Below are 15,041 nucleotides of genomic sequence, written 5' to 3' on the forward strand. Positions count from 1 at the left end.
GCTGGGAGGCGGCGGGAGTCCGGACAAACACTGGGAAAACACTGAAGGGGCCCCGCACCAGGCGGGATCCCTTCAGCTGACGGCGCAAAGCGCCTGGAACTGCTAGACGGTGTCCTTGTCCGCGGATCCGTTCATGTTCGCTGCGATGTTCTTCATCGCCGTCTTGGCATCCGTTGCAGCCTTGGCAGCGGCGTCCTTGGCATCCTCGGCGACATGCTTGGCCGTGTCCGCTGCGTCTTCAACAGCTTCCTTGGCGTCTGCCGCGACGTCCTTGGCCTTGTCAGCGACGGCGCCCGCAGCGGAGGAAGCAGCTGCTGCCGCGTTGCTGACGGCGTCGGCCGCTGTCTCCTTGATGTCGTTCACCGTGGTGGCGGGTACCGGGGCGGGAGTGGGCGTCACCGGGGAAGGGGTCTTCCACGGATCCTCAACCGGCTTGGACGCCTTCCAGGCGGCAACACCGGCGGCCACGCCGGCGGCGATAATGCCGAAGACCAGCCAGCCGCGCTTTTTGGGCTTCTCGGGCTGGGCAATCTGGACGCCGACGGCCTTGCCTGCTTCATGGGCTGCTGCCTTGAGCTGGGTGCCTGCGGTGTGGGCCTGTTCCTGGATGGAGTGCACGACGCCGGAATCGGCAAGCCTCTGGGCTACGGCGTCCACGTGGGACGGAGCATTTTCCAGCGTGCGGTGAACCGCTTCGGAAGCCTGGCCGATCTGGTCCGAGAGGCGCGGCAGGTACTCCACGACAACACGGTCGCGGGCATTGAGGATGACCGGTGTGGCTTTGTCCAGCGCTTCGTGGAGACGCGGAGTGGTGCCTTCAACAGCGTCATGGATCTTCGGAGCAAGGTGGGCCAGGCCGTCCTGGATGCGGGGCGTTACAGTTGCGACGCCGTCGGCGAGGTTGTGGGCGGCACTCTTGAGCCCCTCCTGGATCCTGGGAGATGCGGTATCCAGGCCATGCTGCAGCCTGGGAACTGCCCAGTCCACGGCTGCTTCCACGCGGGGGGCTGCCCAGTCCTTGGCGTTCTCTACCGCGCTGTTGACTGACTGCTCAAGGTCACGGGCAATACGATCCGATTTCTTCACAACTACCTCCCGATTAATGTGACGGTTCTGTTGTTAGCCTACGTGGATTGACCTTCACCGGCTATTCTCCGCCCGGAATTCAGGCTGATTTCACCCAGCGCGGAACTGCCTGCCACACCAGTTCCGCTTTGGCCGGCCATGAAAGAATGGGCGGTATGACTGCCATCGCAACCGCAAAAGCAACCATCCATACCAGCCTCGGCGACATCGTCGTGAACCTCTTCGGGAACCACGCCCCCAAGACGGTCAAGAACTTCGTCGGCCTCGCCACCGGCGAGCAGGCCTGGACCCACCCGGAGACCGGCGAGGACAAGACGGGAACGCCGCTGTATGACGGCACCATCTTCCACCGCATCATCAAGGACTTCATGATCCAGGCCGGCGATCCCCTGGGCCGCGGCATCGGCGGACCGGGCTACAAGTTCGACGACGAAATCCACCCCGAGCTCAGCTTCAACGCCCCGTACAAGCTGGCCATGGCCAACGCAGGCATCCAGATGGGCAAGGGCACCAACGGCTCCCAGTTCTTCATCACCACGATCCCCACCGACTGGCTGCAGGGCAAGCACAGCATCTTCGGCGAGGTGGCTGACGAGGACTCCAAGAAGGTTGTCGACGCCATCGAAGGCGTCCGCACCGGCATGGGTGACCGCCCCGTCGAGGACGTCACCATCAACAGCATCGACATCGAGCAGCTCTAACCACAACACATGAGTTACGGAATCCCGGCGGCGGAGCCGTCAGCGCAAATTCCGGTCTGCCCCAGGCACCCGGACCGGCCCTCCTATGTGCGGTGCCAGCGCTGCGGGCGCCCCGCGTGCCCTGACTGCCAGCGGGCGGCCGCCGTCGGGTTCCAGTGTGTTGACTGCGTCAACGAAGCAGCGCGTTCGACGCCGGCAGTACGGACTGTTTATGGCGGTGCCGTCACTACCGGCAAGCCCGTCATCACCTACGGCATCATCGCGGTGTGCGCGTTGGTGTACGTCCTGCAGTGGATACTGCCTGGCGGTGCCGTGTACGAACAGTTTGCGTACAACAACGTGTTCGCAACGCCCGCCTACGGCGTGTTCGAGCCGTGGCGCATGCTGACAGCTGCATTCCTGCACTCGCCTGATTCCGTCCTCCACATCGTGCTGAACATGTACACGCTGTGGATTTTCGGGCAGGCCCTCGAGCCGCTCCTGGGCCGGGCGCGTTTCCTCGCGGTGTACCTGATTTCTGCCATTGGCGGTTCGGTGGGCTACCTGCTCCTCAACCCGCTGCTGGTCCCCGGCCAGCAGCTGGCCGGCGTGGTGGGGGCATCCGGCGCCATCTTTGGACTCTTCGGGGCGATGCTCCTGGTCCAGCGGCACCGCGGCGGGGAAACCCGCCAGCTGTGGATCCTGATAGCCATCAACGGCGTCATCGGCTTCCTCATCCCCCAGATCGCCTGGCAGGCCCACCTCGGCGGCCTCATCACCGGTGCGCTGTGCGCTGCGGTGGTGGCGTACACGCCGCGCGGACCGCGGCAAGGACTGCTGCAGGCTGCCGGCCTGGCTGCCGTGTTTGCCCTGCTGGTCATCGTGAGCTGGATCAGGGTAACGGCGGGCTGATTCCCGGCGCTTCAACCACACGTACAGAAGACCCCGGTGTCCCCATGGACGCCGGGGTCTTTTGTGTCTTCGGAAGGCTCCTCGGTTTCCTTCGCGGTGCGCCGGAAGTTTTCCACAGGGGTTATCCACATTGTTGGTAACTTACACGGCTGTAGTTCGAAGGCGGCATTGGCCGCAGGCCCGCAAACGCGGCGTTATCTGAATTAACAGTCGGCCTGTGTCCACAATTGTGGATAACTCCTGGGGATGACCCTGTGGTTAAGTGGACAAACACGGCGATTACGCCCCCAGCTGTGGATATCGCTGGAGATTCTCGGCCAAAGAGGCTGCCAGCGGCCGTCCTGCCCGGGATTTCAACATGGTTATTCACAGTGTTAATAACTTACAAGCGTGTAGTTCACAGAGGGTCCGAGGCCCTGCGGTGCCGATGCAGCGGGTCACCCGCGTGTACTGGCGCGTGTTGTCCACAACTGTGGATAAGTTGTGGGTAGTCGTGTGTTAGCAAGTGGATAACCGCGCGGATCGGCAGCCGGAGTCAGCGCACGCCGAAGCCAGCCAGAATGCAGGAGGACTCATGAGCGCCACCACCGAAAACATTTTCCTTGATAAGCAGCACCCGGCCATGTGGCGGTCGCTGAACGGCCTGGGGCTCAAGGCACGCGAAGCCGCGGCAGCGGCCGGCGTGGAGGAGACAACCATTGAGCTGATGTACGTCAGAATTTCCCAGATCAACGGCTGCGCCTACTGCCTTGATCTGCACGTGGGCGACGCCGTGGCCAATGGCGAATCCTCACAGCGGCTGGCGGTACTTCCCGCGTGGCGTGACACGGCACTGTTCACGGACAGGGAGCGTGCGGCACTTGCGCTGGCCGAGAGCATCACGGACCTGCCGGACCAGCGCTCACGGGAGCGCGAGGAGGGCTACGCCCGGAGGCATCTCACCGCCGACGAGTTCTCGGCTGTCAGCTGGCTGGCGATCACCATGAACGCCTTCAACCGGGTTTCCATCACCAGCCACCATCCGGTGCGGCGCCAGGAGTGAGCGTGGGCCGGCGATCACGCGGGGCCGACAGGCTGTCAAACGTGCAGTCCAACCGTGCAGTGGGACCCGTCCAGACTTTATCCACAGGTAATCCACACTGTTAATAACTGCGTACAAAACGTCGCTGTCCACCAAGGCCCTGTTTCCGGGCATCTGAGGGTCCCCATCGACGAATCTCCGGACAGCGGTTATGCACATTGTGGATAACTTTAAGAACAGCTGGGGAGAACTGGGGAGAACCGGGTGCCCGGCCTGAAGAACTCAGGCTCCTGCCGCCGGCCACACCCCGGATGTTCCGCGGCGGTGGCTGTCCACCAGATGGGTATCCACCATGCCGATCGCTTCCATGAGCGCGAACATCGTGGTGGGACCGACGAAGGAGAAACCCTTTTTGCGCAGGGCCTTGGACAGGGCCACCGATTCGGGCGACTGCGTGGGTATATCGGCATGCATCAGCGGCTGGGGGGTGTCAGCGGGCTGGAAGCTCCATACAAAGTCCACGAGGCCGCCCTCGCTGCGCAGGGCGATGACAGCCTTGGCGTTGGTGATGGCGGCACGGATCTTCAGCCGGTTGCGGATGATGCCTGGATCCTGGAGCAGGCGCTCCACGTCGGCTTCGGTAAAGTCGGCCACGATGTCCGGGTTGAAGTTGTGGAACGCTGCACGGAAGGCAGGGCGCTTGCGCAGGATGGTGGCCCAGGACAGGCCGGCCTGGAAACCCTCCAGGCTGATGCGCTCGTAGAGGCCCTGTTCATCCCGGACAGGCAGGCCCCACTCCGTGTCGTAATAATCGCGCAGGAGCGGATCGGCGGACGCCCACGGCGGACGCGCGAGGCCGTCGTCGCCCAGAACGGTGCCGTTGGCGCCAGGGATCATGCGCCGTGGCTAGGAACGCCAGCGGGTGGTCATCAGGAAGCCAACGATGGCAATGCCAAAACCGGCCACGATGTTCCAGGATTCCCAGGCCTGGACGGGAAGCCGGCCTTCACTGATGTAGAAGGTGATGATCCACAGCAGGCCGATGATCATGAGGCCGAACATCACGGGCTTGAACCAGATGGGGTTGGGCTTGTAGGCCTGCGTTGAGGCAGCCGGCTGGGCCGAGGTGGAAGTCTTCTTGCGTGGCTTGGACTCGGGCACGTGCTCTCCTTGGCGGCTGAGGCAAGCTCGGCGACCCGGGCTTGATATCCTGCAAGAAGGAAATTGCCAGCGGTCTGCGCGATCTTGGTCAAATCTGGATTCTTACTAGCAGCCAATTCTAGCCGTAGTTCAGGGCCAACCAGCGCCCATGGTGACCGCCCCGGAGGAGAACGCGTGGTATTGCAGGAGAAGGCGAGGGCCGGCACTGCGCCGGGCCCCGGCGTCGTAATTCTGCGTGGAACTGTCCAGGTGCTCGGCGAGCTCCTCATCACGGCGGGCATCATCCTGCTGCTTTTTGTGGGCTGGCAGCTCTGGTGGACCAACGTGGAATCGGACGCCAAACAGAGCGCCATCATCAAGGAATTCGCCCAGGACCTCGGCACGCCGGCCCCCAGCCCGGAGCCCACCGGAACCGCCGCCGCGCCTGGGGCCCCCGTGGACTACGGCCCACCCGTGGTGTCTCCCGCGCCCGGGCACGCCGGAACCATCGGCATTATGTACATTCCGAGGTTCGGCCCAAACTACACCCGGCCCATCGTCCAGGGCACCACCGGGGATGTGCTGGACACCCTGGGGCTGGGCCACTACAGCAACACCGCCATGCCCGGCGCGGTGGGGAACTTTGCGGTGGCCGGCCACCGGCAGACCCACGGCGCCGTGCTGGACAACATCCACACCCTGGTCCCGGGCGACAAAATCTACGTCCAGACCAGGGACGGTTTCTATGTCTACGTTTTCCGGAACAACCAGATTGTGCTGCCGTCCCGGACCGATGTGCTGGAGCCGGTGCCTACCCAGCCCGGCGTCACACCCACGGAAAGCTTCCTCACCATGACCAGCTGCAACCCGCGTTTCGGTTCCCAGGAACGGATTATTGCCTATGCGCTGCTGGAAAGCTGGCAGCCTGCCTCGGCCGGTCCGCCAGCTGAAATAGCGGCCCAGGTGGCCGCCGCTACCGGAGGGAGCTAACGATGTACGGCTGGATATTCCGGCACCTGCCGGGCCCCTTGTGGCTGCGGATCCTCACGTCCGCGGTCCTGATCTCAGCTGCCCTGGTCCTGATGGTCCAGTTCCTGTTCCCCTGGATGTCCACCTTTACCCAATTCACCGACTCAACGATTGGTTCAGCAACCCAGCCATGACCACAACCAAGATCCTGGTCGTAGACAATTACGACAGCTTTGTATACACCCTGGTGGGTTACCTCCAGGAGCTCGGCGCCGAAACCACGGTGGTACGCAACGACGACGTCACGCTCGCCGAAGCGACGGAGATGGCAGGAACGCGCGACGGCGTACTGATCTCGCCCGGGCCCGGCAACCCTGCGGAGGCAGGTGTCTGCATCGAGCTGATCAAGTGGTGCGGGGACAACAACAAGCCCATGTTTGGCGTGTGCCTGGGCCACCAGGCCTTGGCCGAGGCCTACGGCGGCACTGTGACCCACGCACCCGAGCTGATGCACGGCAAGACCTCGCTGGTGGAGCACCACGGAACGAGTGTTTTCCAGGGCCTCCCCTCCCCCGTCACCGCTACGCGGTACCACTCGCTGGCCGCCGTCAGGGACACCATCCCGGAGGTCCTGGAGATCACCGCTGAAACGTCCACCGGTGTGGTGATGGGCCTGCAGCACCGGACGGCCCCGCTGTGCGGCGTGCAGTTCCACCCGGAGTCCGTGCTGACCGAAGGCGGCTACCAGATGCTGGGCAACTGGCTCGAATCACTGGGAATGGCAGGTGCCGCATCCCGGGCCTCGAAACTGAGCCCGCTGATCCAGCACTGAGACGCCGCTCTTAAACGCAACGCGGGGTCACTTCTCGCCCGTCCCGGAGGGGATATTGGGCGGAAAGTGACCCCGCGTTGCGTTTAGATGGCAAAGAGTCGTTTCGCTGCTGTGGGTCAGCCCTTTTTGGTGGCTGTCGGGGTGGGCGTCGGCGTCGGGGTCACCGGCGGGGGCGGCTCCTTGGCCACCACAATGTTGATGGTCTTGCCCTGTTCGACGGCGGCATTGACGGGATCGCTCTGATCCGTGACCCGTCCTGCCTCCACCTGGGAGTTCTCCACTTCCTGGACGTTCGGGACGAGGCCCAGTTCCTTCAGCGCAGCCTCGGCCTCGGCGCGGGTGCGGCCGCGCAGCTCCGGCATGGCCACCTTTCCGGTGGACACCACGATCTCCACGGTGCTGCCCGGGGCCACCATCTGGCCAGGCGCGGGGCTGGTGGTGATCACAATGCCCCCAGGTACGGTGGAGCTGTTGGCCATGGTGGTGGTCGGAGCACCCACAAGGCCGCTTTGGCGCAGGACGTCCCGGGCGGCGGCTTCAGTCTTGCCGGGCAGGCTCTCCGGAACCTTGACAGCACTCGGGCCCTCGGAAATGTTCAGGACAACTTCGGAATTGGGATCCAGCGACGTTCCGGCGGCGGGGTCGGTTCCGATGGCTGTCCCCTTGGGAACGGTATCGTGCTGGGCACGCTTGATCTGCGGGCGCAGGTTGGCGCCATAAAGTTCCTGCAGCGCGGCGGACTCCGTCATGGCTGCCACCACGGGGATCTGCACCTTGGGCGCCGCGGGGGCAGGCCTGTTGACGGTGTTGTAGAGCCACAGACCGCCGCCGGCCAGGACCAGCAGGGTGAAGATCACCAAGGTCGCAATCCAGGCACGACGGCGGGACTTCTGCCGGGCGCTCCGCTCCCGTTCCGGCGGGAGGCCCAGCGGGAGTTCGTCGGCTTCGTGTGGTTCATAGATGGCTGCCGCCTCGGGGCGCAGCCCGTTGCCGTTGGAGTGGTTGTTCGCCGGGGTCCGCAGCCGTCCGGTGGGGGCGTCGTCCAGGAAACTGGCACCGGTGAAAGCGAAGGCTTCGGTGGCGGGGCTGCGTGAAGGCGTCGGGACGTGGTCGTTCGGATCTGTGGGCGCCTCGTTGGCCGGAACGTCCGGGACCGACACGCCGGCGCGGGCCGCGCGGAGGGCGCGGCGGAAGGCAGCGGCGTCCTGGAACCGGTCTGCGCGGTTCTTCAGCAGCGCCTTGGCCAGGACACTGTCCAGCGCCGGCGATACCTCGGGATTCACGCTGCTGGCCGGCTCCGGGATTTCCCGGACGTGCTGGTACGCGACCGACACCGGGCTGTCGCCAATGAACGGGGGCCGTGCCGTGAGCATTTCGTAGAGCAGGCACGCGGCGGAATAGAGGTCGCTGCGTGCGTCCACGGTTTCACCCCGGGCCTGTTCCGGCGAAAGGTACTGTGCTGTGCCCACCACGGCCTGGGTCTGGGTCATGGTGGCAGAGGAATCGGCGATGGCCCGGGCGATGCCGAAGTCCATCACCTTGACGGCGTTGGTACCCTCACAGCACATCACGTTGGCGGGTTTGATGTCCCGGTGGACGATGCCGGCCTTGTGGCTGTATTCCAGGGCCGCGAGCACGCCAAGGCAGAACTCGATGGCCTGGTCAATGCTGACTTCCTTGGCCCTGATGAGGTCGCGGATGGTCTTGCCTTCCACAAACTCCATCACGATGTACGGAACCCGGACGCTGTCTTCCGTGCCGTCGGGAACCGTGTGCTCGCCGGTGTCGTAGATGGCAACGATGGACGGGTGGTTCAGCGCAGCCACAGCCTGGGCTTCGCGTTTGAACCGTGCCTGGAACTGCGGGTCCCGGGCCATGTCTGGGCGGAGCAGCTTGATGGCCACGGTCCTTCCCAGACGCTGGTCCACCCCGCGGTGGACGTCCGCCATTCCGCCGCGGCCGATCAGCGCGCCCAGCTCGTAGCGTCCGCTGAGGACACGCTGGTTATCCACCGGGAGGCTGTCCTCACGGTGCGACGGTGTACGGGGCGTGTCAGTCACTGGGTGTCCCGGCGGCTACGGCTTGCAGGTGGCGGGCACACCCGGCAGCTGCCCGGTGGTGCAGTTTGGCAGGGCGGACTGGCTGGCAGTGGCCGACGGCGAGCTCGTGGTGGGAGCGCTGGTGGCCGTCGGGAGCGGCACGGCGTAGATGATGGTGACGGCTGTCCCCTTCGGTACGGTTCCGGTCGGATTGATTTCCAGTACGGTGCCGGCCGTCTCCGCGCTTTGCTGCGGAAGGACCGTGACCGAGAGACCCATCGTCTCCAGGGAGGACTGGACCTGGCGGTAATCCTTGCCCAGGTAAGCCGCGGAAATGATGTTCACGGTTTCGGGCGTCGGGGTCGGCGTGGGGGTGGCGGTGGTCCGGGTGGGCGTAGGCGTGGCCGACGTCGACGAAGCCGACGGGCTGCTGCTGGTGGCGCTGGAGCTGGCCGAGGTCTGCCCGGACGTTTTGCTGCCGCCGGAGGGGAACAGGATTCCCTGCTGCGTCAGGAAAAAGCCGACGAGCACGAACAGCACCAGCAGGACCAGGGCGATCAGGGGCCAGGTCCAGGGGCTCCGGCCGCGGCGCTGGGGCTCGTCGGCCGGTTCGTCGTCGTACGTTTCCTCCTCCTGGACCCACGTGCGTTCCGCAGCCAGGGCATCCGCCCGCGACAACGTACTCGCGGCGCCAGGGCCAGGGCCAGTGCCGTCGGCGTTGGCTGCCGCAGCCCCGGCAGCCATGCCGGCGGCCGCACCTGCGGCGCCGGCGCCGAGCACCGGCAGTGCGGAAGTGGACGTGGCGGAGCTGTCCTTGTGCCCGCCGATGATTCCAGTGGGCGCGGTGGCGACATTCACCGGAGCGGTGATGGGGCCGGTGGCAGCTTCGAACAGGAGCATGCCGGGGACGGCGGCGTGGGCCGCGCTGATGTCGCCGTTGCGGATGGCCTCGGCGGCCTCGGACAGCTTGATGGCGTTCGCCGGCCGGTTTTTGGGATCCTTGGCCAGCATGGACATCAGCAGGGCGCGGACAGGCTTGGGAAGGGTTTCGGGCAGCGGCGGCGGGGCGTCGTTGACCTGGGCCAGGGCGATGGCGATCTGGGATTCGCCGGAGAACGGCCGGTGCCCGGACAGGCACTCGTAGCCGATCACGCCGAGGGAATAGATGTCAGAGGCGCCGGTGGCGGTCTGGCCTGTGGCCTGCTCCGGGGCAAGGTACTGGGCGGTGCCCATCACCTGCCCGGTCTGGGTCAGCGGCACCTGGTCGGCCAGGCGGGCGATGCCGAAGTCGGTGACCTTGACCCGGCCGTCGGGGGTGATCAGCAGGTTGCCCGGCTTGATGTCGCGGTGGACCAGACCCTGGGCGTGGGCAACGGAAAGTGCCCGGGCGGTCTGCGCGATCATGGACAGTGTCCGGTCCGGGGACAGCACCTGCTCGTGCTCGATGATGCTGCTCAGTGGCTGGCCAGGGACCAACTCCATCACCAGGTAGGCCGAGCCCTCCTCCTCGCCGTAGTCAAAGACATTGGCGATGCCCACGTGGTTCAGGAGTGCGGTGTGGCGTGCCTCGGCGCGGAACCGCTGGAGGAAGCCGGGGTCGCCGGTGTATTCCTCCTTGAGCACTTTGATGGCGACGATCCGGCCAAGGACCTGGTCCTTTGCTTTCCAGACCTCTCCCATACCGCCGATCGCAATCCGCGTGGTCAGCTGGAATCTGCCGCCGAGGGTGATTCCTGTTGTAGGCCTCACTTATTCAACACCGCCTCAAAAATCTTCTTCGCGTTCGGACTGGTTAGCTGTGCGCCGGTAGTGATGTCCACGCCTTCCATGACGATGGTCACCGCTACCTGCGGGTTGTTCGAGGGGGCAAAGCCCGTGAACCAGGAATTGTTCAGGCCGTTGCCCAGTTCCGCGGTGCCCGTTTTGCCGGCTACCTGGACGCCAGGCACAGCCGCACCGCGGGCGATGCCCTGGCTTACCGCACTGGTCATCCACTCGGTGATCTGCTTGGCGATGTCCGGCGTGGTGGACGTGCGCAGCGCCGTCGGCTGCGGTTCGTCCAGGACACGTAGGTCCGGTGAGCGAAGGGTCTTGACCAGGCTGGGGCTCATCTGCACCCCGCCATTGGCAATCGCCGCTGTCATCAGGGCGATCTGCAGCGGGGTGGCCCGGACGTCCTTTTGGCCGATCGCAGACTGCGCCAGCCCTGGTTGGTCCAGGTCATCGGGGAAGCCCTGCAGGGCGTAGTCGAGCTTCAGCTGATCCCCCAGATTTTCGCCGAAACCGAACTTCTTCGCCTGTTCCGCGATGGCATCCCGGCCAAGGTCCAGGGCGATGCTGGCGAAGGGCGTGTTGCAGGACTGCTGCAGGGCGAACGCGAAGCTCGCGGTGTTCTGGGTGTAGCAGTTGCCGCCGGCGTAGTTGGGGAGCTTGTACGAGATCCCGGGGAAGGGCATCTCGGCCGGGTTGGGGAGTTCGCTGTCCTTGTTGTACTTGCCCGAACTCAGCGCCGCCGCCGTGTCGACGAGTTTGAAGACGGAACCGGGGGCGAGCAGCTCACCGGTGGGCCCGCTGACGGACTGGTTCAGGTTGATGCCGGGAACCTTGACCAGTTCGTTGATGTTGGTGCTCTCCGCCGTGGGGTCCTGCGTGGCGATGAGGTTGGGGTTATAGGACGGCTTGGACACCATGGCCAGGATTGCGCCGGTCTTGGGATTGGTCACCACGATCGACCCGCGCTGCCCGTCCGGAATCAGGTCGTAGGCGAGCTGCTGGATTTTGGGATCGATAGTCAGTTCCACCGAGGCACCCTTGGGCTGGTTGCCCAGGAACAGCTGGCCTATCCGGTCCAGGAACTGCTGGTCGGAGCTGCCGGCCAGCTGGTCATTCATGGCAACTTCCAGGCCTGTGGCACCGTAATTCTGCGAGAAATAGCCGGTGATGCCCGCATACAGCTCAGGCTGGGAGTAGGTGCGCTGGAATTTGCATGTCTCCGAGCCTTCAACAGATTCGGCGACCGGGGTGCCGCCCACAATGATGGCGCCCCGGTCATTGCAGTAGTCCTGCAGGATGGCGCGCTTGTTCCACGCATTGGCCTTGAGGTCGTCCGCGCCTACCACCTGAACGTAGCTCAGTGCGCCGAAGATCAGCGCGAACATGGCGATCGCGGCGACCCATGAGTTTCGTATTGCCTGGTTCACAGGTGCTTCACCGCCTCGGTTGGTGTGTCAATGCCCTTGGATTCGGCGCCTTTGGCCGGCGGCAGTGGCGTGGTGTCCACCGGGCCCCGGGCGGTGTGCGAAATCATCAGCAACAGGCCCACGATGATCCAGTTGGCCAGCAGCGAGGAGCCACCGGCCGCCATGAAGGGAGTGGTGAGGCCGGTCAGCGGGATGAGCCGGGTGACGCCGCCGATCACCACAAAGCACTGCAGGGCGATGGCAAAGGAGAGGCCGCAGGCCAGGAGCTTGCCGAAGGCGTCCCGGGTGCCCAGGGCCGCGCGGAAGCCACGCGTGAAGAGCAGCAGGAACATCATGACGATGGCGAACAGGCCGATCAGTCCGAGCTCTTCACCGAACGAGGCGATGATCATGTCGCTGTTGGAAAAAGGCACCAGGTTGGGCCTGCCCTGTCCGAGTCCGGTCCCCACCAGGCCGCCGTTGGCCATGCCGAACAGGCCTTCCACAATCTGGAAGCTGCCGCCGAACTGGCGGCCATAGACCTCGTCGGTGAACGCGTTGAGCCAGCCGTCGATGCGCAGGCCGACGTGGGAGAAGACCTTGGAGGCCACAAAGCCGCCACCCAGGATCAGGGCTACGCCGATCACTACCCAGCTGATCCGGCTGGTGGCAACGTAGATCATCACGATGAACAGGCCGAAGAACAGCACGGAGGAGCCGAGGTCGCGCTGGAAGATGAGGACGCCGATGCTCACCAGCCAGGCGGTGATCATGGGCCCCATGTCCTTGAACCGCGGGAACTGCAGCGGCCCGATTTTTCGGCCCGCCAGGAGGATCAGATCCCTGTTTGACGAAAGGTAACCTGCGAAGAATATGGCAAGCGTGATCTTGGCGATTTCACCGGGCTGGAACGTCATGGGGCCGAGTCTGATCCAGACCCGGGCGCCCAGGATTTCGCCGGCCGAAATTCCCGGAATCAGCGGGAGGACCAGCAGGAGTGCACTGGCGGCCAGGGAAATAAAAGTAAAGCGGCGGAGGATCCGATGGTCCTTGAGGAACCAGATGACGGCGATGGCCACGGCCATGGCGATCAGGGTCCAGCGGAGCTGGTTGTTGCCGGTATCGTCCCCCGGCGCGTCCAGCCGGTGGATCATGGCGAGGCCGAGACCGTTGAGCGCGACGACAAGCGGAAGTATTACCGGATCGGCATATTTCGCCCGGATCCGCAGGACCACATGGAACACCAGGGCTGCGAGGGCAAGCAGGCTGGACTGGAACCAAAAGTCGGTGTCAAAGGCCTTCTCCTGGTCCACGCCCACCAGCATGTTGGCGCCGATGCCGACAGCCAGCGCGAGCAGAAGCAGCACGAGCTCCACGTTGCGCCGTGGTTTGGGTATGGTGCTCAACTGGCTCATGGGGCCCCCTCGCAGGTGACTGTGGGACTTGGTGAGGGGGACGGTGAGGTGGGTACTGCCGCCGGATCCGACGGAGCGGGTGCAGGTGCAGCCGAGTCAGTTGGCGCAGGAGTGGCCGCGGGTGTTGTCTCCGCAGGAGTGGTGGACGGTGCCGGGCACTCGTCCGCCGGGGAGGTGGTGCCCGTGCGCTCCAGGTTCTTGACGATCCGCTGGGCGTCGTAGAGATCCCGCGCCGGGACCGTCTGCCGGACACGCTGCTGCGAGAAGGGCGGGAGTGAGTCCATCCGGATCTCCGTCACCGCTTCGAGGCTGGAAAGCTGGATGGGGCCAAGGCGCTGGGAAACTCCGTTGTAGATGGCTACCCGGGAGTCGAATTCCCCGATGTAGTAGCGTGTCTGCGTCCATGCGTACCCAAGCCACAGCCCGACCGTGAGGACCACCAGGACGGAGGCGGCGATGGACCAGGTGACCCAGCGGCGAGGCCCCGGAAGCTGCGGCGAATCATCCGCTTCCCCGGCAGGCTGGTCGGCCTTGTGCGTGAGCACCGTGGCCGCGCGCCGGGCTACGGTGCGGCCGGCGATGGTGGGAATGGAGCCGGACTCGGCCGCAGAGGCTGCTGCGCCCACGAGTTCGTGCGGGCGGGATGACAGCTCCTGCCGGAGGACTTCGGCAGAGAGATGTTCGCCGAGATGGGGGTCGGTGGAATCGGAGGGTTCCTTGCCCTGCTGTTCAGCCTCAGCCTGGCCTGCATCAGGTTGGCCAGCATCAGATAGGCCTGCGCCGGATTTTTCGGTGCCCGGCTTTCCTGCATCCATTATTTCGTCGCTGGCGTTCTGCGCGCTGGCCTTTTCCCCGCCGGGCTCGGTGGCGTCCGGAGCCGCTGCTGCATCCGGTTCGGCTTCAGCCGCCGGCTTCGTCGCGCTCGGCCCCGGAGCATCGGCAGCGGTAACCGGCGCCGCCGGTACGATTTCGACGGCGGCGGTGCTGACGTCGTCGGGCGTTTCCTCGACTATCTCCAGCATCACCACGGTGACGTTGTCCGGTGAGCCAGCTTCCAGGGTCAGGTTAACGAGCGTTTCGACGCATTCGCGCAGGTCCTTCGTTTCCCGGACCGTCCGCTCCACCACATGCCCGGCAACGTAGTTGAGCCCATCGGAGCAGAGCAACCACCGCTCCCCGGGCTTGACCTCCAGGGTATCGAGGTCCAGTTCCGGGCTGGCATCAACGTCGCCGAGGACGCGCATCAGGACGTTTTTGTGCGGGTGGGTCTCGGCTTCCTCGGGCCGCAGCCGGCCTTCGTCGATGAGCCGCTGCACAAACGTGTGGTCGATGCTGACCTGCTCGAAGGCGCCGTCGCGCAGGCGGTAGGCGCGGGAGTCGCCGATGTGGGCGAAGTGAAGTTTGCCTTCGGCCAACAGGAGGGCCGTAACGGTTGTGCCCATCCCCGCGAGCTTGGGATTGATGTGCACCAGCTCGGACAGGAGCGAGTTGGCAGTCTGGATCTCATCGGCAAGGACCGTGCCGGCGTCGCCGTCGTAATCCCCGTGATCCAGGTGGAGCATGTCCAGGACGGTGGCGGCAGAGGCCACATCCCCGCCGGCGTGTCCACCCATGCCGTCAGCGACGACGGCGAGGTGGCGGCCCACGTAGGCGGAGTCGTCATTCTTGGCGCGGATGCGGCCCACATCGGAGCGCGCTGCGTAGCGCATGATGAGGGGCCGCTGCACGGGCTGGGCCTCGTCTGCGGGAATTTCGGCGGCGGCCATGG

At 65.1% G+C, this 15,041-nt stretch carries 14 protein-coding genes; 6 read left to right on the forward strand and 8 right to left on the reverse strand.

The window, feature by feature from the left end; translation table 11 throughout:
• Positions 1-102: 102 nt before the first annotated feature.
• Positions 103-1,086 (reverse strand): hypothetical protein, encoded by a 984-nt coding sequence (locus EYS21_RS04680; RefSeq protein WP_131132044.1) that lies wholly within the window; start codon positions 1,084-1,086, stop codon positions 103-105.
• Between the two features lie 155 nt (positions 1,087-1,241).
• On the opposite strand from EYS21_RS04680, the gene EYS21_RS04685 reads away from it, so the two are divergent.
• The 3 genes from EYS21_RS04685 (at position 1,242) to EYS21_RS04695 (ending at position 3,720) form a co-directional block, all read left to right on the forward strand.
• Positions 1,242-1,787, forward strand: coding sequence for a peptidylprolyl isomerase (locus EYS21_RS04685; RefSeq protein WP_131132045.1), 546 nt, complete (start codon positions 1,242-1,244; stop codon positions 1,785-1,787).
• A gap of 9 nt (positions 1,788-1,796) precedes the next feature.
• Complete coding sequence (locus EYS21_RS04690; protein ID WP_131132046.1) at positions 1,797-2,678, forward strand: rhomboid family intramembrane serine protease; 882 nt, start codon at positions 1,797-1,799, stop codon at positions 2,676-2,678.
• 574 nt (positions 2,679-3,252) lie between these two features.
• Positions 3,253-3,720 carry a carboxymuconolactone decarboxylase family protein gene (locus EYS21_RS04695; protein ID WP_131132047.1) on the forward strand — a complete coding sequence of 156 codons (468 nt, stop codon included), beginning with the start codon at positions 3,253-3,255 and terminating at the stop codon, positions 3,718-3,720.
• 261 nt (positions 3,721-3,981) lie between these two features.
• Here EYS21_RS04695 and EYS21_RS04700 read toward each other — a convergent pair whose 3' ends face one another.
• Together EYS21_RS04700 and EYS21_RS04705 are read right to left on the reverse strand one after the other, a co-directional pair.
• A complete protein-coding gene (locus EYS21_RS04700) occupies positions 3,982-4,596 on the reverse strand; it encodes a DNA-3-methyladenine glycosylase I (RefSeq protein ID WP_131132048.1) in 615 nt (204 codons plus the stop codon).
• A gap of 9 nt (positions 4,597-4,605) precedes the next feature.
• A complete protein-coding gene (locus tag EYS21_RS04705) occupies positions 4,606-4,860 on the reverse strand; it encodes a cell division protein CrgA (protein WP_131132049.1) in 255 nt (84 codons plus the stop codon).
• A 174-nt stretch (positions 4,861-5,034) separates the two neighbouring features.
• Between EYS21_RS04705 and EYS21_RS04710 the strand changes: the two genes are divergently transcribed.
• The 3 genes from EYS21_RS04710 to EYS21_RS04715 are packed head-to-tail and all read left to right on the forward strand — an operon-like array spanning position 5,035 to position 6,640.
• Positions 5,035-5,829 carry a class E sortase gene (locus EYS21_RS04710; RefSeq protein WP_131132050.1) on the forward strand — a complete coding sequence of 265 codons (795 nt, stop codon included), beginning with the start codon at positions 5,035-5,037 and terminating at the stop codon, positions 5,827-5,829.
• A 2-nt stretch (positions 5,830-5,831) separates the two neighbouring features.
• Positions 5,832-6,002 carry a hypothetical protein gene (locus EYS21_RS23345; RefSeq protein WP_165478256.1) on the forward strand — a complete coding sequence of 57 codons (171 nt, stop codon included), beginning with the start codon at positions 5,832-5,834 and terminating at the stop codon, positions 6,000-6,002.
• The gene (locus EYS21_RS04715; RefSeq protein WP_131132051.1) at positions 5,999-6,640 is read left to right on the forward strand and encodes an aminodeoxychorismate/anthranilate synthase component II; all 642 of its coding nucleotides are present in this window, start codon (positions 5,999-6,001) and stop codon (positions 6,638-6,640) included. Before EYS21_RS23345 ends, EYS21_RS04715 begins: the two co-directional genes overlap by 4 nt.
• A 116-nt stretch (positions 6,641-6,756) precedes the next feature.
• Here the strand turns inward: EYS21_RS04715 and pknB are convergent, their stop codons facing one another.
• Genes pknB through EYS21_RS04740 form a run of 5 tightly spaced genes read right to left on the reverse strand, consistent with a single transcriptional unit; the run spans position 6,757 to position 15,039 of the window.
• Positions 6,757-8,700 (reverse strand): Stk1 family PASTA domain-containing Ser/Thr kinase, encoded by a 1,944-nt coding sequence (gene pknB / locus EYS21_RS04720; protein WP_131132052.1) that lies wholly within the window; start codon positions 8,698-8,700, stop codon positions 6,757-6,759.
• Between the two features lie 15 nt (positions 8,701-8,715).
• Positions 8,716-10,428, reverse strand: a complete 1,713-nt coding sequence (locus EYS21_RS04725; protein WP_131132053.1) for a serine/threonine-protein kinase — start codon at positions 10,426-10,428, stop codon at positions 8,716-8,718.
• Positions 10,425-11,879 (reverse strand): penicillin-binding protein 2, encoded by a 1,455-nt coding sequence (locus EYS21_RS04730; RefSeq protein WP_131132054.1) that lies wholly within the window; start codon positions 11,877-11,879, stop codon positions 10,425-10,427. The genes EYS21_RS04725 and EYS21_RS04730 overlap by 4 nt, the downstream gene beginning before the upstream one ends.
• The gene (locus EYS21_RS04735) at positions 11,876-13,273 is read right to left on the reverse strand and encodes an FtsW/RodA/SpoVE family cell cycle protein (protein WP_131132055.1); all 1,398 of its coding nucleotides are present in this window, start codon (positions 13,271-13,273) and stop codon (positions 11,876-11,878) included. The genes EYS21_RS04730 and EYS21_RS04735 overlap by 4 nt, the downstream gene beginning before the upstream one ends.
• Positions 13,270-15,039: a PP2C family serine/threonine-protein phosphatase gene (locus tag EYS21_RS04740; protein WP_131132056.1), complete on the reverse strand. Its 1,770-nt coding sequence runs from the start codon at positions 15,037-15,039 to the stop codon at positions 13,270-13,272. Before EYS21_RS04740 ends, EYS21_RS04735 begins: the two co-directional genes overlap by 4 nt.
• Positions 15,040-15,041 lie beyond the last annotated feature (2 nt).

Source organism: Arthrobacter sp. S39 (assembly GCF_004320525.1).
Classification (GTDB): domain Bacteria; phylum Actinomycetota; class Actinomycetes; order Actinomycetales; family Micrococcaceae; genus Arthrobacter.

What these genes read in the sequence shown, in the direction of transcription:
- EYS21_RS04695 (WP_131132047.1), top strand. Translation starts at nt 3,253, where the DNA reads ATGAGCGCCACCACCGAAAACATTTTCCTTGATAAGCAGCACCCGGCC.
- EYS21_RS04685 (WP_131132045.1), top strand. Translation starts at nt 1,242, where the DNA reads ATGACTGCCATCGCAACCGCAAAAGCAACCATCCATACCAGCCTCGGC.
- EYS21_RS04700 (WP_131132048.1), bottom strand. Translation starts at nt 4,596, where the DNA reads ATGATCCCTGGCGCCAACGGCACCGTTCTGGGCGACGACGGCCTCGCG.
- EYS21_RS23345 (WP_165478256.1), top strand. Translation starts at nt 5,832, where the DNA reads ATGTACGGCTGGATATTCCGGCACCTGCCGGGCCCCTTGTGGCTGCGG.
- EYS21_RS04690 (WP_131132046.1), top strand. Translation starts at nt 1,797, where the DNA reads ATGAGTTACGGAATCCCGGCGGCGGAGCCGTCAGCGCAAATTCCGGTC.
- EYS21_RS04740 (WP_131132056.1), bottom strand. Translation starts at nt 15,039, where the DNA reads ATGGCCGCCGCCGAAATTCCCGCAGACGAGGCCCAGCCCGTGCAGCGG.
- EYS21_RS04715 (WP_131132051.1), top strand. Translation starts at nt 5,999, where the DNA reads ATGACCACAACCAAGATCCTGGTCGTAGACAATTACGACAGCTTTGTA.
- EYS21_RS04735 (WP_131132055.1), bottom strand. Translation starts at nt 13,273, where the DNA reads ATGAGCCAGTTGAGCACCATACCCAAACCACGGCGCAACGTGGAGCTC.